We start from the raw sequence: 19828 nt of genomic DNA, 5'->3' as shown, positions 1-19828 counted from the left end.
ACCCGTTTTTGAAATTCTTATGGGGTGATCGGGGTATTCCACGACGCCGGCCAATCCGGCTGCGTCAATGTGGGGCTGATGGTGCGCAGTGGACGAAAAATCGTCAATTCGCCCCAAGGCATTTTGTTCGATAATCGCCCAAAAAACTAACTGGGTGGTACATATTAAATTGCTGAAAGCCATCAGCGCCTCAATAATCGGTCCATTCCTTCAAAAGCGCTGCCAACAGCGCCGCAACTCTGTAGCCGATGCCTCCCGGGAGCCGAAGTCATGCAGCGTTCCATTGCCACCGTTTCCTTGAGCGGTACCCTGCCGGAAAAACTCGAAGCCATTGCCGCCGCCGGTTTCGATGGTGTGGAAATCTTCGAGAACGATCTTCTCTATTACGATGGCAGCCCGCGGGAAATCAGGCAGATGTGCGCCGACCTGGGCATCGCCATCACCTTGTTCCAGCCGTTTCGTGACTTCGAAGGCTGCCGTCGTGATCGCCTGGCGCGTAACCTGGATCGGGCCGAGCGCAAATTCGACCTGATGCAGGAGCTGGGCACCGACCTGGTGCTGGTGTGCAGCAATGCCTCGGCCGATAGCCTGGGCGATGAGCAATTGTTGGTCGATGACCTGCGGCTGCTGGCCGAACGGGCTGGCGCGCGCGGCCTGCGCATCGGCTATGAAGCGTTGGCCTGGGGCCGGCACGTCAATACTTATCAACAGGTCTGGAACATCGTGCGCCAGGCCGATCATCCAAGCCTTGGCGTGCTGCTCGACAGCTTCCACACCTTGTCCCTCAAGGGCGATCCGAGGGCGATTGCCGAGATCCCCGGCGAGAAGATTTTTTTCGTGCAGATGGCCGACGCGCCGATCCTGGCAATGGATGTTTTGGAGTGGAGCCGCCATTTTCGCTGCTTCCCCGGCCAGGGCGAGTTCGACTTGCCGGGTTTCCTGGCGCCGATCATCAAGAGTGGCTACCGCGGGCCGCTGTCGCTGGAGATCTTCAACGACGGCTTCCGCGCCGCGCCACCAAGGGCCAATGCCGCCGATGGCTTGCGCTCGCTGCTGTACCTGGAAGAGAAGACCCGCCAACGCCTGGCCGAAGAGGCCATGCCGGTCAGTAACGCCGATTGCCTGTTCGCGACGCCGTCGGCCAGCGAATACAACGGTATCGAGTTCCTCGAGTTTGCCGTGGACGACAACCTCGGCGCCAAGCTCTCCCACTGGCTGGAGCGGCTGGGCTTCGTCAAGGCCGGCCAGCATCGTTCCAAGAACGTCAGCCTGCTGCGCCAAGGCGATATCAACCTGATCCTCAACAGTGAACCGTACTCCTTCGCTCACAGCTTTTTCGAAGCTCACGGGCCGTCGTTGTGCGCCACCGCGTTGCGGGTCAAGGACAGTGCCAGCGCCCTGGCGCGGGCGGTGGCCTACAAGGGCCAGCCCTACCGCGGCTTGGTCGGGCCCAATGAGCTGGAGCTGGCGGCGGTGCGCGCACCGGACGGCAGCTTGATCTACCTGGTCGACCAGGACGCCGACGTCTATGGCACCGATTTCAATTTGCAACCGGGCGCGGTCATCGGGGCCGGGCTCAAGCGCATCGACCACATGGCCATGGCGTTGCCGGCCGACAGCCTCGACAGCTGGGTGTTGTTCTACAAGAGCCTGCTGGATTTCGAGGCCGACGACGAAGTGGTGCTGCCCGACCCCTATGGCCTGGTGAAAAGCCGCGCGCTGCGCAGCCGCTGCAGTTCGATCCGGTTGCCCCTGAACATTTCCGAAAACCGCAACACGGCAATCTCACACGCGCTGTCGAGTTATCGTGGCTCTGGCGTGCACCACATCGCCTTCGATTGCGATGACATCTTCGCCCAGGTCAGCCGCGCCAAGGAGGCCGGGGTGCCGCTGCTGGACATTCCGCTCAATTACTATGACGACCTGGCCGCGCGTTTCGATTTCGACGATGAGTTCCTCAGCGAGCTGGCCTATTTCAACGTGCTGTATGACCGCGACGCCCAGGGGGGCGAGTTGTTTCATGTCTACACCGAACCGTTCGAGGGGCGGTTTTTCTTCGAGATCATCCAGCGCAAGAACGGTTACGCCGGCTACGGCGCGGCCAACGTGGCGGTGCGGCTGGCGGCCATGGCGAAATCCCGCAGCGGTGGCTTGCGGCATGCCAAGTTGTAGGGAAATCGTAAAAGTGGCGGCAAAGGGCGGCCCCGTGACTTCCTTCACTGCACGGTGCGGCCCATAATCGCAAGCCTTGCAGTGATGGCCGTGAGCCCACAATGACTATGAATCCAGAGCTTCCCGCAGACCTCGACGAGCCCCTCGTCGCGCCACGCAAGAGTCGCAAGAACAACCCGGAGAAAACCCGGGAAAACATTCTTCAGGAAGCCATCGTCGAATTCGTCCAGCAGGGCCTGGCCGGCGCCCGGGTCGATGCCATCGCCGAACGCATCCATACCTCCAAGCGCATGATCTATTACTACTTCGGCAGCAAGGAGCAGCTGTACATCGAGGTGCTGGAGAAGCTCTACGGCGATATCCGCAGCACCGAGGGCCGGCTGCACCTGGCCGAGCTGGCGCCGGTCCACGCGATACGGCGCCTGGTGGAGTTCACGTTCGACCACCATGATCGCAATGTGGATTTCGTGCGGATCGTCGCCATCGAGAACATCCATAACGCCGAGTACGTCAAGCAGTCGCGGGTGATCAAGGCGATGAACAGCACCATCCTCGACTCCCTCGACCTGATCCTGCGGCGGGGCGCTGAAGAAGGCGTGTTCCGGGCGGGCCTGGCACCGCTGGATGTGCACTTGCTGATCAGTTCGTTCTGTTTTCACCGGGTGTCGAACCGCCACACCTTCGGCGAGATTTTTCAGATCGACCTATCGGACGAAGCGATCAAGCAGCGTCATCGCCAGATGATCTGCGAGTCGGTGCTGCGCTATTTGCAGGCCTGAACGCAACCCCTGTGGGGGCGGGCTTGCTCGCGAAAGGGCCCGCACAGTCGCCATGGAGGTTGACTGTCGGATCGCATTCGCGAGCAAGCCCGCTCCGACAGGTCTTCAGTGATTCATGCGCTGGAAGTGTTCCAGCATCCGCTGCGCATCCGGCACCACGCCACTGAACAATTCAAACGCCTTCACCGCCTGGAACACGGCCATGTTGCCGCCATCGAGTGTGCGGCAGCCCAAGGCGCGGGCGTTGCGCAGCAGTTCGGTTTCCAGGGGGAAGTAGACGATTTCCGCCACCCACAACGCGCCCCGCAACAGCTCGACCGGCACCGGCATGCCCGGCAACTTCGTCATGCCCATCGGGGTGGTGTTGACCAGGCCGTCGGCCTCGGCCATGGCGGCGGGCAAGTCATGCCCGGCCCGGGCGCGGCCGGCGCCGAAGTGTTGGTTCAGGTTGTGGGCCAAGGCCTCGGCGCGGCTGACTTCCACATCGAAAATACTCAGCGTCTGTACGCCTTCAGCCAATAGCGCGTGGGCAACGGCCGCACCGGCGCCGCCGGCGCCCATCTGGACCACGTGCCCGCGGGAAACATCCCCCAGGCCACGGCGAAACCCTTCGGCGAACCCCAGGCAATCGGTGTTGTGGCCGACGCGTTTGCCGTCCTTGAGCACCACGGTATTCACTGCGCCGATGCCGCGGGCTTCGGGCGACAGTTCGTCCAGCAGCGGGATGATCGCCTGCTTGCACGGAAAGGTGATGTTCAGGCCGGTAAAGCTCATGCGTTCGGCGGCGGCCAGCAGGTCGGGCAGAGCGCTGCTGTCGAGTGTCAGCGCATCGAGGTCGATCAACCGGTAGAGGTAGCGCATGCCTTGGGCGTCGCCTTCGTGCTCGTGCAGGGCAGGGGTGCGCGAGGCCTGGATACCGGCGCCGATCAGCCCGGCGAGCACAGTGATGTTCGACATGTGGATCAACCCTTCAACCGCTGACTGAAATGCTCCAGGGCCAGGCGATAGCCGTGGCTGCCAAACCCGCACATCACACCGATGGCGATGGAGGAGACGAAGGAGTGATGGCGGAAGGTTTCCCGCGCATGGACGTTGGACAAATGGACTTCGATCACCGGGATTTCACTGGCCACCAGGGCGTCGCGGATGGCCACCGAGGTGTGGGTCCAGGCGGCCGGGTTGATGACGATACCGGCACAGCGGCCACGGGCGCCGTGAATCCAGTCGAGCAGTTCACCTTCCTGGTTGGTCTGGCGAAACTCCACCGCCAGGCCGAACTCTTCAGCGGCGCGTGCGCACAACGCGGAAATGTCCGCCAGGGTTTCATGGCCATAGGTGGCCGGCTCGCGAGTGCCGAGCAGGTTCAGGTTCGGGCCGTTCAGCACCAGGACGATCGGAGGCATCAATTTTCTCCACACTTTTTATTGTTGGTGTTGGCCGGGTTCCAGCCGTTGGAGGTAAATTGTACTAGATGGTTAGTTTGGTCAAACGAAGCCGCTGTCGGCGCTCAATAAGTGTTCGATGATCGAACAGCACCTTTAAGCGGCAAGCGGGGTTGTAGGAGGAACTCGTTTGTGGCGAGGGGATTTATCCTCGTTGGGCTGCGAAGCAGCCCTGAAGTCGTGCACTGCCGTCACAGCGCAACCGTGTTGGTTGATTTGCGACTGCTGCGCAGTCGAACGGGGATAAATCCCCTCGCCACAGGAATCGCCTCAACGCCGGGTCAGCAACACCCCGGATTCCATGTGATGGGTCCAGGGGAATTGGTCGAACAACGCGCAGCGCGTGATGCGGTGGGTGTCGTTCAGTTGCGCGATGTTGGCGGCGAGGGTTTCCGGGTTGCAGGAGATGTACAGGATGTTGTCGAAGCGCCGGGTCAGTTCGCAGGTGTCCGGGTCCATGCCTGCGCGCGGCGGATCGACGAAGACGCTGCCGAACGCGTAGCTTTTCAGGTCGATGCCCTGCAAGCGGCGGAACGGCCGGACTTCGTTCAACGCTTCGGTCAATTCTTCCGCCGACAAGCGCACCAGCGTCACGTTAGCCACGGCGTTTTCGTCCAGGTTGCTCAGCGCCGCGTTCACCGAAGTCTTGCTGATTTCGGTGGCCAGCACGTTGCGTACGCGGGTTGCCAGGGGCAGGGTAAAGTTGCCGTTGCCGCAGTACAGTTCCAGCAGGTCGTCGTTGCGATCGCCCAGGGCGTCGTAGGCCCAATTGAGCATCTTCTGGTTCACCGTGCCGTTGGGCTGGGTGAAGGCGCCTTCGGGCTGGCGATAGCTGAAGGTGCGGCCGCCCACTTCAAGGCGCTCCACCACGTAGTCGTGGCCGATCACTTCTCGCTTGCCCTTGGAGCGGCCAATGATGCTGACGCCCAAGTCGTTGGCCAGTTGCGTGGCGGCGGCATGCCAATGCTCGTCCAGCGGACGGTGATAACACAGGGTGATCATCGCGTCGCCGGCCAGGGTGGTCAGGAACTCCACCTGGAACAGCTTGTGGCTCAGGGGCGCGCTGGCCTGCCAGGCGGCTTTGAGTTGCGGCATCAACTGGTTGATGCGCAGGCTGGCGATAGGGAACGTCTCGATGAGGATCGGCGTGCGTTTGTCTTCCTGGAAGAACATCGCGTAGTGCCGCTCGCCGGCCTCGCGCCACAGGCGGAATTCGGCCCGCAGGCGGAAGTTCTGCAGTGGCGAGTCGAACACCTCGGGTTGCGGCGCATCGAAGGGGGCCAGCAGCTCACGCAAGCGGGTGACCTTGTCCTGGAGCTGCGTGGCGTACGCCTGGGAATCGAAAGTCATGCGTTGAACCAACCCAACTTGATCACGAACAGGATGGACAGGATGACCAGCGCCGGGTTCAGCTCACGGCCACGGCCCGACACCAGCTTGATGGCGGTCCAGGCGATGAAACCGAAGGCGATGCCGTTGGCGATGGAGTAGGTGAACGGCATGGCCAGCGCGGTCACCACCACCGGGGCGGCGACGGTGATGTCGTCCCAGTCGATTTCCGCCAGGCCCGAAGTCATCAGTACGGCGACGAACAGCAAGGCCGGCGCGGTGGCGAACGCCGGGACGCTGCCTGCCAGTGGCGAGAAGAACAACGCCAGCAGGAACAGGACCGCCACCACGATGGCGGTCAGGCCGGTGCGGCCGCCGGCACTGACGCCCGCCGCCGACTCGATGTAGCTGGTGGTGGTGGAGGTGCCCAGCAGCGAACCGGCCATGGCGGCGGTGCTGTCGGCGATCAGCGCACGGCCCATCTTCGGCATGTGGCCGTCCTTGCCCATCAGCCCGGCGCGCTTGGCGACGCCGATCAGGGTGCCGGAGTTGTCGAACAGGTCGACGAACAGGAAAGCGAAGATCACGCTGACCAGGCCGATGTCCAGGGCGCCCTTGATGTCCAGTTGCAGGAAGGTCGGGGCCAGGGAGGGCGGCATCGATATCACGCCGCCGAACGGGGTGAAGCCCATCAGGATCGAGACGATGGTCACCGCGAGGATGCCGATCAGCACGGCCCCGCGCACTTTCAGTGCTTCGAGCGCGACGATCAGGACAAAACCGAGCGTGGCGAGGATTGGCGCCGGTTGCTTCAGGTCGCCGAGGCCGACCATGGTCGCCGGGTTTTTCACCACGATGCCGGCGTTGTTCAGGGCGATCAGCGCCAGGAACAGGCCGATGCCGGCGGCGATGGCCGAGCGCAATGGCAGCGGGATGCTGTTGATGATCCACTCGCGGATGCGAAAGATCGACAGCAGGAAGAACAGCACCGCAGAGACGAACACCGCGCCCAGCGCCACTTGCCAGGTATGGCCCATGTGCAGGACCACGGTGTAGGTGAAGAAGGCGTTCAAGCCCATGCCCGGGGCCAGGGCGATCGGGTAGTTGGCGATCAGCCCCATGACCGTGGAGCCGATGGCTGCCGCCAGGCACGTGGCGACGAATACGGCGCCCTTGTCCATGCCGGTTTCGCCGAGGATGCTCGGGTTGACGAACAGGATGTAGGCCATGGCCAGGAAGGTCGTGACGCCCGCCAGGATCTCGGTCCGCACGTTGGTGTTGTGTGCCTTGAGTTGAAACAGCCTTTCCAGCATGTCTGCTCCCCGTGGCGCGCAGGGCGCCGTGAATGTATCGACCTCAACAGCAAAGCACAGACCGCCAGGGGCGCCTGAATTTTCTGCGGGTCGGAAAAAGCCGCGCATCATACCAGCAGCGTGGCCATGTGGCTGCGATCGTCGTCGATGTTTTACCGAAGCAAAAAGAGCGCCATACTGCGCGCGGTTCAGAAGCTCGATAGGTCTCACATGAACAGAAATCTGCTGGCCTTGGTTTGCGCGTTGGGCCTGTGGTTGCCCGGCCTGCCCGTCAATGCCGCTTCGGCACCGCCGTTGAGCGAGGTCAAGGTGCTCAAGGTCGAGTCGCCGGCCTGTGGCTTCGAGGACATCACCCCCGGGCAGGCACAGACCCGTTGTGACCACAGTGGTGCGAACATCAAGGTCTATGTGCTGGAAGTCGGCTATGGCCGCCAGCCCCATGTCACGCTGGACGGCTTCGAAGTCGACGGCACCCGCTCGCCGGTGTGCGCGTTCAGCAATGGCAATCTCAACGATTGTTCGAGCCGCACCAAGGTCGTCGGCTATCTGTACATCTTCGACCTGAAGGGCAAGCAGGAGGGCACCTTCAGCTACAGCAACGTCTCGATCAATGCGCCGGGCAATCGGATGTCGACCCAGTTGTATATCAAGTGACGGGCAGTTGGCAGGACGCAGTCCGGCAAACCTGACTAGTCTTCAGGAACACCCCTGCGGAGAACACCCATGATTGCTGGAACCGCGATTCCCCGAGCCCTGATCGCCGTTGCCGAAGGTGTCGACGACTTGCAGACCGTCACCCTGATCGACGTCCTGCGCCGGGCGCAGCTCGAAGTGGTGCTGGCGAGCATCGAAGGCCGGCGGATGCTGACCTGCGCCCGTGGCACCCGCCTGACCGCCGACGGCATGTTGGTGGACGTGCTGGTGCAGGACTTCGACCTGATCGTCCTGCCCGGCGGCCTCATCGGCGCCCAGCATCTGGCCGCCCATCAACCCCTGCAACAACTGCTCAAGGGCCAGGCCGCCGCCGGCCGCTTCTTCGCCGCCATCGCCGAAGCGCCTGCGCTGGCATTGCAACCTTGCGGCGTGCTGCGCCAACGGCGCATGACCTGCCTGCCCGCCGTCAGCCAGCAATTGTCCGGGTGTACCTTTGTCGACCAACCCGTGGTCGTGGATGGCAACTGCATCACCGCCCAGGGCTCGGCCGCCGCCCTGGCGTTTGCCCTGGCGTTGGTGGAACAACTCAGCGGCAAGGGCGTGCGCAATGTGGTGGCGGCGGAACTGCTGGCCTGACTGGCGTCAGGCGTGTTGTGGGAAAGCTGGAAGGCTTTAATCATGGCGCCGAGTGTAAGGCGATGTATTGCACAGGGTGCGGTATATAGAGACCGCACTTGAGCGACATAAAGGTGCGCTTTGCCGCGCCTGTTCGCCTTCACGAACGCCTTTGAACGCTCACCGCCCCCCGAAGTCGTACCCCTTATGACGGCGGTTTCCCAAAACGCCGCGAGTGTACGACCAACCGTGAGGTGTTTATGAGCGCGACCCTGTCCGAAGCGACGCAGGCGTCCTTCGTCCGTCATCCGATCCGCCTGACACTCAATGGCCAGGTGCGCGAGCTGCAGGTATTGCCCTGGACCACGCTGCTGGACCTGCTGCGTGAGCAACTGGACCTGGTGGGCAGCAAGAAAGGCTGTGACCACGGCCAGTGCGGCGCGTGCACGGTGTTACGCGATGGCAAACGCATCAATGCCTGCCTGACCCTGGCGGTGATGTGCGACGGCGTCGAATTGACCACCATCGAAGGCTTGGCCGGCGATGACGCGTTGCACCCCATGCAGCAAGCTTTCATCACCCATGATGCCTTCCAGTGCGGCTACTGCACGCCGGGGCAGATCTGTTCGGCCGTCGGCCTGGCCAACGAGGGCCGGGCGCGGACCGGCGCGCAGATCAGTGAACTGATGAGCGGTAACCTCTGCCGCTGCGGTGCCTATAACAACATCCGCGACGCCATCGAAGAAGCCTTGCCGCTTTGCCCACAACCCCAGGCACCGGAGGGCGAGCAATGAACCCCTTTCAATACAGCAAGCCTGAGACCGTGCAGGCTGCCATCGACCTGTCGAGCCCGGTGTCGCGCTTCATCGCCGGTGGCACCAACCTGCTGGACCTGATGAAGGAGAACCTCACCCGCCCGGCGCACCTGATCGACATCACCGGGCTGCCCCTGGCGGACCTCAGCGAAACCCCATCGGGTGGGGTGATGATCGGCGCCTTGGTGAGCAATGCCGACCTGGCCTGGCATCCGTGGATCGAGCGCCGCTACCCGCTGCTGTCCCAGGCGATCCTGGCGGGCGCCTCGCCGCAACTGCGCAACATGGCCAGCACCGGTGGCAACCTGTTGCAACGCACCCGCTGCTACTACTTCTACGACGCCAACGTGCCGTGCAACAAACGCCAGCCTGGCAGCGGCTGCCCGGCGCGCAGCGGGCTGAACCGGATCCACGCGATTTTCGGTGCCAGCGACCAGTGCGTCGCGACGCATCCGTCCGACATGTGCGTGGCCTTGGCGGCCCTGGAAGCGGTGGTCCATGTGCTGGGCCGGGGCGGAGCGCGGACCATCGAGTTCGCCGACTTCCACCGCCTGCCCGGCGATGCCCCGGAGCGGGATAACCAACTGGCCGACGATGAACTGATCACCGCCATCGAACTGCCGGCCGCTGGTTTTGCCGAGCACAGTCACTACCTGAAGGTCCGTGACCGAGCCTCCTACGCCTTTGCGCTGGTGTCGGTGGCGGCGGCGCTGGAACTCGACGGACCGGTGATCCGCCAGGCGCGCCTGGCCCTGGGAGGCGTAGCGCACAAGCCCTGGCGCGACCGGGCGGTGGAAAGCTGGCTGAGCGGCCAGACCGTCAGCCGCGAAACCTTCACCGCCGCTGCCGACGCGCTGCTGCAAAACGCTGAACCGCTGGAACACAACGGCTTCAAGGTCAGGTTGGCGCGCCGGGCGATCGTGCGCGCCTTGAGCGATGCCGCACTGGGAGGGCAAGCCAAATGAATGCTCCGAGCAAATCCATAGGGCAGCCACTGGACCGGGTCGATGGCCTGCTCAAGGTGACGGGCCAGGCCCGCTATGCCGGCGAATACCCCGAAGACGGCTTGCTGTACGGCAGTGTCGTGTCGGGCACCATCGCCCGCGGCCGGGTGCTGCGCATCGACGCCTCCAAAGCCTTGGCGCTGCCTGGCGTCGTCGCCGTCATCGACCATACCAACCGGCCCAAGGTCGCCAGCTACGATGAGCCCTACCAGGACGCCGACGCGGCGGATGGCTCGCCGTTCCGGCCGCTGTACAACGACGAGGTGCTCTACAGCGGCCAGCCGCTGGCCCTGGTGGTTGCGCAGAACCTCGAACTGGCCCGTTATGCCGGCTCGCTGGTCGAGATCAAATACGAGGTCCAGGACCACCAGACCGACCTGGCCCTCCTGCAAGGCGAGGCCTATCCGGCACCGGCCGAACTGCCCAAGCCCCGTGGGAATTTCCAGGGCGAGTACGCCAGTGCGGCGCTGAGTGTGGATGTGTCCTACAGCACACCGATCGAACACCACAACCCGATGGAGCTCCATGCCTGCACCGTGCTGTATCAGCCTGACGGCAGCCTGCACATCCATGACAAGACCCAAGGCACGCAGAACTGCCAGGCCTATGTGCAGAAGGTATTCGGTCTGGAGAAAGACCAGGTCCGCGTGTTTGCCGCGTTCGTCGGCGGTGCCTTCGGCTCAGGGCTGCGGCCGCAGTATCAATTGGCGTTGGGGGTGATGGCGGCGCTGGCCCTCAAGCGTTCGGTGCGGGTCAGCCTGACCCGCCAGCAGATGTTTACCTTCGGCTACCGGCCACGCACGTTCCAGCGTTTGCAACTGGGGGCCGCGGCCAATGGGCGGCTGCTGGCGGTGGCGCACAGTGCTGTCGGCCAGACCTCGCGTTTCGAGGATTTCACCGAACACGTGGTGGAGTGGAGCGGCATGCTCTATCACTGCGACAACGTCGAGCTGAGCTACAAACTGGTGCCGCTGGACGTCTACACGCCGCTGGACATGCGCGCCCCCGGTGCCGCTCTCGGGTTGATCGGCCTTGAGTGCGCCATGGATGAACTGGCCTGCGCCCTGGCGATCGATCCCGTCCAGTTGCGCTTGAACAACTACGCCGAGCGCAACGAAAACGAAGACAAGCCGTACTCCAGCAAGGAACTGCGCGAGTGCTACGCCCAGGGGGCTCGTCGCTTCGGGTGGGACAAGCGCAACCCCGAGCCGCGCAGTATGCGTGAAGGCCGGCAACTGGTGGGCTGGGGGATGGCCGGCGGCGTATGGGAAGCCATGCAGCAGAAGGCCAGCGCCCGGGCGTCCCTGGACGCGGACGGCAAACTCACGGTCAGCAGCGCCACCACGGACATCGGCACCGGCACCTACACGGTCATGACCCAGATCGCCGCCGAGGCGTCAGGCGTGCCCGTGGCAGACATCACCTTTGTCCTCGGCGACTCATCACTGCCGACCGCGCCGCTGCAAGGCGGCTCGTTCACCGTGTCATCGGTCGGCACGGCCGTGCAGCAGGCCTGCGAAGCGCTGAAGGAAAAACTGCTGGCCGTGGCCTGGCAGACCTGTCCGGACTTCAGCGGTGCGACCCTTGAGCAAGTCACCTTCGCCGATGGGCAACTGCGCTTTGGCGAGGCCCAGGTCGCCCTGGCGGCGCTGGCAGGACAAAGCGCCGAGATGCCCGTGCAAGCCCAAGTCACCGCCGAGCCGGATGAAAAGCGCAAGGCCTACGCCACCGCGACGCACTCGGCGGTGTTTGTCGAAGTCCGGGTGGATGAAGACCTGGGCACGGTGAAGGTCAGCCGGGTGGTCAGCGCCATCGCCGCCGGGCGGGTGGTCAACCCGAAAACCGCGCGCAGCCAGATCCTCGGTGGTGTGGTCTGGGGAATCGGCATGGCCCTGCACGAGGAAACCCTCACCGACCACGCCCTGGGCCGGCACATGAACCACAGCTTGGCCGAGTACCACCTGCCGGTAAACGCGGACATCGGCGACATCGAAGTGATCTTTGTCGACGAGCAGGACGAGATCGTCAACGCGCTCGGTTCCAAGGGCGTGGGAGAAATCGGCATCGTCGGCGTGGCGGCGGCCGTGGCGAATGCGATCTACCACGCCACCGGCAAGCGGGTGCGGGATTTCCCCATCACCCTCGACACGTTGCTCTAGGGTCTGTTTGAAAAGTCTTGAGACGAAGGTCAGGCAAGGCGAAAACCGGCGAGGAAGCGGAGTTTACTGGAGTAAATGAGCATTCCGAGCCGGTTTTCAACGCAGCATGAACGAGTATTAAGGCTTTTCAGACAGAGCCTAGGGTGTCGCCTCGGCGACCGGCTCGTGCATCCGGTCGCGCTGGGCCAGGGTCGGGAACAGCTTGATCCAGACCCCGGTCACCAGCAGCGTGCCGACACCGCCCATGACCACCGCCGGCACCGTGCCGAACCAGTGGGCAGTGAGGCCGGACTCGAACTCGCCCAACTGGTTCGAGGCGCCGATGAACAACCCGTTCACCGCGCTGACGCGGCCGCGCATTTCGTCCGGGGTTTCCAGTTGTACGAAGGAGGCGCGGATCACCATGCTGATCATGTCCGCCGCGCCGAGCACCACCAGCACCGCCAGGGAAAACCAGAACGACGTCGAAAGGCCGAAGGCAATGGTGGCGACACCGAACACGCCCACGGCGGTGAACATCACCCGGCCGACCTTGCGCTCCACGGCGAACCGCGCCAACCACAACGACATCAGCAAGGCCCCGACCGCGGGCGCCGAACGCAACAGGCCAAGGCCCCAGGGACCGGTGAGCAGGATGTCCTTGGCGAATACCGGCAGCAGCGCCGTCGCACCGCCGAGCAACACCGCGAACAGGTCCAGGGAGATCGCCCCGAGGATATCCGGGCGGCTGCGGATGAAGCGAATCCCGGCCAGCAACGAGTCCATCGTCGCCTTGCCTTTGTTCAACGGGGTTTGCCGGGCCGGGAGATTGAGCATCAGGCAGCAGGCGATGACGTAGAGCAACACGGTGGGCCCATAAACCCAGACGCTGCCGAAGGCATAAAGCAGGCCGCCGAGGGCCGGGGCGACGATGGTGGCCGACTGCTGGGCCGATTGCGCGGCGGCCACGGCCCGTGGAAACAGCGCGGCCGGCACGATGCTTGGCAGCAGTGCCTGGGTGGTCGGCATTTCGAACGAGCGCGCGGCGCCGAGCAGGAAGGCGAGGATGAAAATCATCTCCCGCGTGACGTTGTCGGTGGCGCTGCCGATCACCAGTGCCAGGGCGATCATCGCCTGCAACGACTGGCAGAGGGCCGCGACCTTGCGCCGGTCATAACGGTCGGCCACGTGCCCGGTGTGGAGCATGAACAGCACGCGCGGCGCGAATTCCACCAGGCCCACAAGCCCCAGGTCCAGGACATTGCCGGTCAGTTGATAGAGGTTCCAGCCGATGGCCACGGTCAGCATCTGGAAGCCGCTGGCGGTGAAGATCCGGGCCAGCCAGAAGGCAATGAAGGGACGATGGTGACGGAGCAGCAGCGGCGCTTGGCTGGGCATCTGGAAGAGGTCCGGTGATGAAGGCAATGAGATTATCACCGAGCTGTAACCGGAAGTTGCGGTGGTGGGAAAAATAGTTAGCCAAACATCGATTTTGACCAGAGCACCTCCCTCGCCACGGTTGGCTGATGGTGCCCCGGCCGGATGCTATCAATTGTCGCTGAGTCAACCTGTCACGCGACAAAAGACCACGCCGTCCATCGGCCATAATGCGACTACTCTTTGATCATTGCTTGATCCAGATCAATACCCTGCCGGGTGCTGGGCTGGCGGCCATCCGGCCAGAATCCTGCGTTGTGACGGTTTAAAAAGAACGATTTGAAAAGCATCGCACTCCATATCCCTGGAGGCGGTGATGCAAGCCCCGCCCGCAGCCGGTTTTACCTGACAGAGGAAGACTTATGTTCGGTTTGGAGGCGCTTGATCTCGCCCGAATCCAGTTCGCGTTCACCATCTCGTTCCATATCCTGTTTCCGGCGATCACCATCGGACTGGCGAGTTACCTCGCGGTGCTCGAAGGCCTGTGGCTCAAGACCCGAGACGACACCTACCGTGACCTGTACCACTTCTGGTCGAAGATCTTTGCCGTCAACTTCGGCATGGGCGTGGTGTCCGGGTTGGTCATGGCCTATCAGTTCGGCACCAACTGGAGCCGGTTCTCCGACTTCGCCGGGGCGGTGACCGGGCCGCTGCTGACCTACGAGGTGCTCACGGCGTTCTTCCTCGAAGCCGGCTTCCTCGGTGTGATGCTGTTCGGCTGGAACCGCGTCGGCCGTGGCCTGCACTTCTTTTCCACGGTCATGGTGGCGATCGGCACGCTGATCTCGACGTTCTGGATTCTGTCCTCCAACAGCTGGATGCAGACCCCGCAGGGCTACGAGATCGTCGACGGGCGAGTGATCCCGGTGGACTGGCTGGCGGTGGTGTTCAACCCTTCATTCCCTTATCGCCTGTTGCACATGTCGACCGCGGCGTTCGTCGCTACCGCGTTCTTCGTTGGCTCTTCGGCGGCCTGGCACCTGCTGCGCGGCCGTGACACCCCGGCGATCCGCCGGATGCTGTCGATGGCGATGTGGATGGCCTTGCTGGTGGCGCCGATACAGGCAGTGATCGGCGACTTCCACGGCCTCAACACCCTCAAGCACCAACCGGCGAAGATCGCGGCCATTGAAGGCCACTGGGAAAACGTCGGCAACGAGCCGACTCCGCTGATCCTGTTCGGCCTGCCCGACATGCAGGCGGAGAAAACCCGTTTTGCCGTGGAAATTCCCTACCTGGGCAGCTTGATCCTGACCCACAGCCTGGACAAACAGGTGCCGGCCCTCAAGGAGTTTCCACCCGAGGATCGTCCGAATTCGACCATCGTGTTCTGGTCGTTCCGGGTCATGGTGGGCCTGGGCCTGCTGATGATCTTCACCGGCCTGTGCAGCTTGTGGCTGCGCCGCAATGACCGGATCTACCAATCCCGGCCTTTCCTGCACATGGTGCTGTGGATGGGGCCGTCCGGGTTGATCGCGATCCTGGCGGGCTGGTTCACCACCGAAATCGGCCGCCAGCCGTGGGTCGTCTACGGCCTGATGCGCACGGCCGATGCTTCATCCGGCCACAGCGTCGCGCAGATGAGCATCACCCTGGTGCTGTTTGTCGTGGTGTATTTCGCGCTGTTCGGCGCTGGGCTGAGCTACATGATGCGCCTGGTGCGCAAGGGGCCGGAGGCCCACGAAGCCGAGCCGAGCGACGGTGGCCCAGGCCAGAAACGCACCCCGGCCCGACCCTTGTCGGCCGCCGACGAAGGCGACGACGACATGGACCACAACGACCGCGCGAACAAGGAGAATTGAACCATGGGTATTGATCTTCCGCTGATCTGGGCCGTGGTCATCATCTTCGGCATCATGATGTACGTGATCATGGACGGTTTCGACCTGGGGATCGGCATTCTCTTCCCCTTCATCAAGGGCGAGCGCGACCGTGACGTCATGATGAACACCGTTGCGCCGGTCTGGGACGGCAACGAGACCTGGCTGGTGCTGGGCGGCGCAGGGCTGTTCGGGGCGTTTCCGCTGGCTTATTCGGTGGTGTTGTCGGCCCTGTACCTGCCATTGATCCTGATGCTCATCGGCCTGATCTTCCGGGGCGTGGCCTTCGAGTTCCGCTTCAAGGCCAAGGCACATAAGCGGCACCTGTGGGACAAGGCCTTCATCGGCGGTTCGCTGACGGCGACCTTCTTCCAGGGCGTGGCGCTGGGGGCGTTCATCGACGGCTTCGAAGTGGTCAATCGCCAGTTCGCCGGCGGGTCCCTGGACTGGTTCACGCCGTTCACGGTGTTCTGCGGCCTGGCCTTGATCGCCGCCTACGCCTTGCTCGGTTGTACCTGGCTGATCATGAAGACCGAAGGCAAGTTGCAGGAGCAGATGCATGATCTGGCCAGGCCGCTGGCGTTCGTGGTGCTGGCGGTGATTGGCATTGTCAGCCTCTGGACACCGCTGGCCCATGCCGACATTGCCGCGCGCTGGTTCACCCTGCCGAACCTGTTCTGGTTCCTGCCGGTGCCGATCCTGGTGCTGGTGACCATGTACGGGCTGTTCCGCGCGGTGGCCCGCAACGCCCACTACACGCCGTTCATCCTGACGCTGGTGCTGATTTTCCTCGGCTACAGCGGGTTGGGCATCAGCTTGTGGCCGAACATCGTGCCACCGTCCATCTCGATCTGGGACGCCGCGTCACCGCCCCAGAGCCAGGGCTTCATGCTGGTCGGCACGTTGTTCATCATTCCGTTGATCCTGGTGTACACCTTCTGGAGCTACTACGTGTTCCGCGGCAAGGTGACCCATGACGACGGCTACCATTGACCGACCTGCGAGGCATGCACATGGCCAAACCTGACTTGAAGGACATCGAGGCGGCCGAGCGAAAGCCCTTGTGGCAGCGGCTGGGTTGGCTGGCGATGATCTGGGCCGGCAGCGTGCTGGCGCTGTTCATCGTGGCCAGCCTGATGCGGATGTTCATGAACGCCGCCGGCCTGACCACCCACTGAGTTCCCGTGGTGGTTACTTGCGGGCCTTGAGGATGACGAACTTCGGCGTCGCGGCCACTTGCTCGACGCCGCGGAACAGCCGGGCCAGCTTGCTGTGATAACCCAAATGTCGGTTGCCGACGATGTACAGGGCACCGCCGACGACCAAGGCTTCGCGCGCCTGCTGGAACATGCGCCAGGCGAGGAAATCCCCCACGACCTGCTGCTGGTGGAACGGCGGATTGCACAGCACCACGTCCAGCGACTGCGCCGGTTGCCCGGCAAGCCCGTCGCCGGAGCGCAGCCTTACCTCGCGCTCGCCCAGGGCGGCGGCCCAGTTTTCGGCCGCCGACTGCACGGCCATGTACGACTCATCCACCAGCGTGTAGCGGGCCTCAGGGTTTTGCAGGGCGCTGGCGATGGCCAGCACGCCGTTGCCGCAGCCCAGGTCCGCGACCTCGGCCGTGCCGAGATTTTTCGGCAGGTGCGGCAGGAAGGCGCGGGTGCCGATGTCCAGGCCTTCGCGGCAGAACACATTGGCGTGATTGCGCAGCTCGATGTGGGGTTCGTCGAGCCAGTAGCGGGTGGGGTAGGGGGACACGACCGGCGCCTTGGCTTCTGGCGTGGCGATCAACAGGCGGGCCTTTTTCACCGCCAGGGACGCTTGCACCGGGCCGATGTAGCGCTCCAGCAAGTCGCCGGCGGCGCGGGGCAGGTGCTTGATCATGGCCCCGGCAATCACCTGGGCGCCGGGCGCCAGTTGCCCTTGCAGACGGATCAATTGTTCTTCCAGCAGCGCCAGGGTTTTCGGCACCTTGATCAGCACACGGTCGAAGGGGCCGGTCAACGCTTCGCTGGCGGGCACTGTCGGCACCGCATCGAAGGGCCGGCCATTACGCACCAGGTTTTTCTCCAGCGCCTGCAGGGCCAGGAATGAGTCGCCGCTGCTGGTCACGGCCACCTTGCCGGCCAGGCTGGCGGCCAGTGCGCCGAAGCCGTCATTGAGCACCAGGACCCGGGTCTGCGCCGTGGGCTGTTGTTCGGCCAGGTGGGCGAGCAGGTATTCGTCGGCCGCGTCAAAAGCTTGCAGCGGTTCGTTCTGCTGTTCGGGCTGGCGGATCAGGTCGAGCTGGGCGAAGGGGCTGTCGAGCAGGGGCATGGCTGGGACTCTGGAGATCGGTGGATGTCCCGCTGCCTGGGGTAGGAGTCTGGGCGGGACCGCCTGAATGAACTACGTCGCGCAGATGGAGCGGCATCATTCAAGTGGAACCGTAAATGGTACGTTTTTTTGCCTCGTATTGCCCGCGGGTTTTTCCTGGCCGGTCAGGTCACACGGCATGTCAGATCACGTGAATGTGGGCGGCCTTGGCGACGGCGGAAATCTTGTTGCTGACATTCAGTTTGCGCATGCAACTGCACACGTGGAAATTCACGGTGCGTTCGGAAAGGCAAAGGATCCTGCCCACTTCCGATGCTGTCTTGCCTTCGGCGGACCACTTCAACACTTCGATCTCCCTGGGTGACAGGTGAACGCTCGGCTTGCTGGTGACAGTGTCGGATAACTTCTTGCTGGCCAGGGCGTGCAGCCGTTGGCTGGCGAAAATCGCATAACCGAGGTTGCCGTAATGCTCGTCGATATCGATGGGGTAATGAGACCTGGCCAGGCTGAACAGGCTGCAATGGGTGCCCTGTTCATCATGGACGGCCTGGGTCCAGCCGTACTTGAGTCCCTGTCGATTAAGTTCGCGCCATAACTTCGGCGCTTTGGCAAAGACTGTTTCACTCCAGAGAATGGGGATCATTGATTGATTGCAATGTGCTACTAACGGATCCTGCGAGGCATAGCCGTTTTGCTCATAGAACCGGTCCCAGCCATAAGGGTAGTTATTAAGGTTGACCTTGTTGGTGTGCTTATCGGGGCTGCCGTGATAGCTGGCGAACGCACAATATTCAAACCCCTGATTGTTAAAGAAATTCAGGACCAGACGATAGGCCGCCTGCAGGTCTTTTTCACAGGACAGTTTTCTCAGCTGCGAGTCCTTCCAATTGTCCATCGCTTTCTCCTGGGTTGATTCGTCCATGCGGATCCAATCCATGATGCGAAATTTCAGTGTAGGACTATTCCTGATTTGCAGTGGAATTTTTTTAGTTTACTGACAGTGTGAGGTGTTTAAAAAGTAAACTTCCTAGTCGGTTGTTTTTACAGCGTTTGTAACTTTGTACAAGTTTACGAAGTGTTCGCGGCTGGTGCGGCTACATAGCTATTAAATTGCCATTGCGTCGCGACGGTGGTGGCGATTGTCCATTTGCGGGACACTGTGCACTGGTTCCATTGGAGTGACGCATGAGCGACAGTGCAGAGAAGTTCACCCGCCAGACCCTGCTCGATGTCCAGACATTGACCCCTCATTTGTTTACCTTGCGTACGACGCGAGATCGCGGCTTTCGCTTCCGCGCCGGTCAGTTCGCCCGGTTGGGCGTGACCAAGGCGGACGGCAGTACCGTCTGGCGGGCCTACTCCATGGTGTCTTCGCCGTTCGATGAGTTCCTCGAATTCTTTTCCATCGTGGTGCCCAATGGCGAGTTCACCAGCGAGCTCAGCCGGTTGCAGCCGGGCGACACGTTGCTGGTGGATCGCCAGGCGTTTGGCTACCTGACCCTGGACCGCTTCGCCGATGGCCGCGACTTGTGGCTGCTGTCCACGGGGACGGGCGTGGCCCCGTTCATTTCGATCCTCCAGGATTTCGAGGCCTGGGAGAAATTCGAACGCATCATCTTGGTGTACAGCGTGCGTGAAGCGCGGGAGCTGGCGTATCAGGACCTGATCGAAGCGTTGCCCCGGCGTGAATACCTGGCCGAGTACGCGCACAAGTTTCGTTTCATCCCCACCGTCACCCGCGAGCAGCATCCGGGCGCGCTCAATGGGCGTATTACCACGTTGATCGAGAATGGCGAGCTGGAGCGGGCGGCGGAGGTGGCACTGACGCCGGAGCATTCGCGCGTGATGCTCTGCGGCAACCCACAGATGATCGACGACACGCGCCAGTTGCTCAAGGCCAGGGGCCTGCAGTTGAGCCTTACCCGCCGACCCGGCCAGGTGGCGGTGGAGAATTACTGGTAGAGGCCCGACATGAAACCCGTGGGAGCGGGCTT

General features: G+C 62.9%; 18 protein-coding genes. 11 read left to right on the top strand and 7 right to left on the bottom strand.

The genetic code is table 11. The annotated features are described in order from the left end of the window. The first annotated feature begins 270 nt into the window (after window positions 1–270). Together quiC and KI241_RS23465 are read left to right on the top strand one after the other, a co-directional pair. Window positions 271–2172, top strand: coding sequence for a 3-dehydroshikimate dehydratase QuiC (gene quiC / locus KI241_RS23470; protein ID WP_042728431.1), 1902 nt, complete (start codon window positions 271–273; stop codon window positions 2170–2172). Window positions 2173–2273: 101 nt separating this feature from the next. After that, window positions 2274–2951, top strand: coding sequence for a TetR/AcrR family transcriptional regulator (locus KI241_RS23465; protein WP_047736309.1), 678 nt, complete (start codon window positions 2274–2276; stop codon window positions 2949–2951). 105 nt (window positions 2952–3056) lie between these two features. Here KI241_RS23465 and KI241_RS23460 read toward each other — a convergent pair whose 3' ends face one another. The 4 genes from KI241_RS23460 to KI241_RS23445 all read right to left on the bottom strand — a co-directional run bounded on the left by KI241_RS23460 (window position 3057) and on the right by KI241_RS23445 (window position 7035). After that, window positions 3057–3908 carry a shikimate dehydrogenase gene (locus KI241_RS23460; protein ID WP_053144247.1) on the bottom strand — a complete coding sequence of 284 codons (852 nt, stop codon included), beginning with the start codon at window positions 3906–3908 and terminating at the stop codon, window positions 3057–3059. 5 nt (window positions 3909–3913) lie between these two features. Further along, window positions 3914–4354, bottom strand: a complete 441-nt coding sequence (aroQ, locus tag KI241_RS23455; protein ID WP_047736308.1) for a type II 3-dehydroquinate dehydratase — start codon at window positions 4352–4354, stop codon at window positions 3914–3916. A 309-nt stretch (window positions 4355–4663) separates the two neighbouring features. After that, entirely contained in the window at window positions 4664–5743 is a 1080-nt protein-coding gene (gene trmA, locus KI241_RS23450; protein WP_212803050.1) for a tRNA (uridine(54)-C5)-methyltransferase TrmA, read from the bottom strand. Next, window positions 5740–7035 (bottom strand): NCS2 family permease, encoded by a 1296-nt coding sequence (locus KI241_RS23445; RefSeq protein WP_042732077.1) that lies wholly within the window; start codon window positions 7033–7035, stop codon window positions 5740–5742. The genes trmA and KI241_RS23445 overlap by 4 nt, the downstream gene beginning before the upstream one ends. Before the next feature lie 210 nt (window positions 7036–7245). On the opposite strand from KI241_RS23445, the gene KI241_RS23440 reads away from it, so the two are divergent. The 5 genes from KI241_RS23440 (at window position 7246) to KI241_RS23420 (ending at window position 12282) form a co-directional block, all read left to right on the top strand. Then, window positions 7246–7689 carry a DUF4879 domain-containing protein gene (locus tag KI241_RS23440; protein WP_212803049.1) on the top strand — a complete coding sequence of 148 codons (444 nt, stop codon included), beginning with the start codon at window positions 7246–7248 and terminating at the stop codon, window positions 7687–7689. A gap of 69 nt (window positions 7690–7758) precedes the next feature. Continuing rightward, complete coding sequence (locus KI241_RS23435; RefSeq protein WP_042732079.1) at window positions 7759–8325, top strand: DJ-1 family glyoxalase III; 567 nt, start codon at window positions 7759–7761, stop codon at window positions 8323–8325. Between the two features lie 239 nt (window positions 8326–8564). Next, window positions 8565–9098: a (2Fe-2S)-binding protein gene (locus KI241_RS23430; protein ID WP_042732080.1), complete on the top strand. Its 534-nt coding sequence runs from the start codon at window positions 8565–8567 to the stop codon at window positions 9096–9098. Next, window positions 9095–10084 carry a xanthine dehydrogenase family protein subunit M gene (locus tag KI241_RS23425; protein ID WP_047736305.1) on the top strand — a complete coding sequence of 330 codons (990 nt, stop codon included), beginning with the start codon at window positions 9095–9097 and terminating at the stop codon, window positions 10082–10084. The genes KI241_RS23430 and KI241_RS23425 overlap by 4 nt, the downstream gene beginning before the upstream one ends. Beyond that, window positions 10081–12282: a xanthine dehydrogenase family protein molybdopterin-binding subunit gene (locus KI241_RS23420; protein WP_042730953.1), complete on the top strand. Its 2202-nt coding sequence runs from the start codon at window positions 10081–10083 to the stop codon at window positions 12280–12282. Before KI241_RS23425 ends, KI241_RS23420 begins: the two co-directional genes overlap by 4 nt. Window positions 12283–12420: 138 nt before the next feature. Here the strand turns inward: KI241_RS23420 and KI241_RS23415 are convergent, their stop codons facing one another. After that, window positions 12421–13659 carry an MFS transporter gene (locus KI241_RS23415; protein ID WP_042730952.1) on the bottom strand — a complete coding sequence of 413 codons (1239 nt, stop codon included), beginning with the start codon at window positions 13657–13659 and terminating at the stop codon, window positions 12421–12423. Between the two features lie 401 nt (window positions 13660–14060). On the opposite strand from KI241_RS23415, the gene KI241_RS23410 reads away from it, so the two are divergent. The 3 genes from KI241_RS23410 to KI241_RS23400 are packed head-to-tail and all read left to right on the top strand — an operon-like array spanning window position 14061 to window position 16696. After that, window positions 14061–15500, top strand: coding sequence for a cytochrome ubiquinol oxidase subunit I (locus KI241_RS23410; RefSeq protein ID WP_042730951.1), 1440 nt, complete (start codon window positions 14061–14063; stop codon window positions 15498–15500). A gap of 3 nt (window positions 15501–15503) precedes the next feature. Further along, window positions 15504–16511 carry a cytochrome d ubiquinol oxidase subunit II gene (cydB, locus tag KI241_RS23405; RefSeq protein WP_042730950.1) on the top strand — a complete coding sequence of 336 codons (1008 nt, stop codon included), beginning with the start codon at window positions 15504–15506 and terminating at the stop codon, window positions 16509–16511. Between the two features lie 14 nt (window positions 16512–16525). Next, window positions 16526–16696 carry a DUF2474 domain-containing protein gene (locus KI241_RS23400; RefSeq protein WP_080922111.1) on the top strand — a complete coding sequence of 57 codons (171 nt, stop codon included), beginning with the start codon at window positions 16526–16528 and terminating at the stop codon, window positions 16694–16696. A gap of 13 nt (window positions 16697–16709) precedes the next feature. Here the strand turns inward: KI241_RS23400 and KI241_RS23395 are convergent, their stop codons facing one another. Continuing rightward, window positions 16710–17834 (bottom strand): methyltransferase, encoded by a 1125-nt coding sequence (locus KI241_RS23395; RefSeq protein WP_042730948.1) that lies wholly within the window; start codon window positions 17832–17834, stop codon window positions 16710–16712. A gap of 181 nt (window positions 17835–18015) precedes the next feature. Beyond that, a complete protein-coding gene (locus KI241_RS23390) occupies window positions 18016–18756 on the bottom strand; it encodes an autoinducer binding domain-containing protein (protein ID WP_234407976.1) in 741 nt (246 codons plus the stop codon). A 263-nt stretch (window positions 18757–19019) separates the two neighbouring features. On the opposite strand from KI241_RS23390, the gene KI241_RS23385 reads away from it, so the two are divergent. Further along, complete coding sequence (locus KI241_RS23385; protein ID WP_212803048.1) at window positions 19020–19796, top strand: ferredoxin--NADP reductase; 777 nt, start codon at window positions 19020–19022, stop codon at window positions 19794–19796. Window positions 19797–19828: the final 32 nt, after the last annotated feature.

The organism is Pseudomonas sp. Cab53, assembly GCF_018325965.1.
Taxonomy (GTDB): Bacteria; Pseudomonadota; Gammaproteobacteria; order Pseudomonadales; family Pseudomonadaceae; genus Aquipseudomonas; species Aquipseudomonas chlororaphis_E.
Note: the sequence above shows the minus strand (reverse complement) of the source record. Positions and strands in the feature narration are given on the sequence as shown.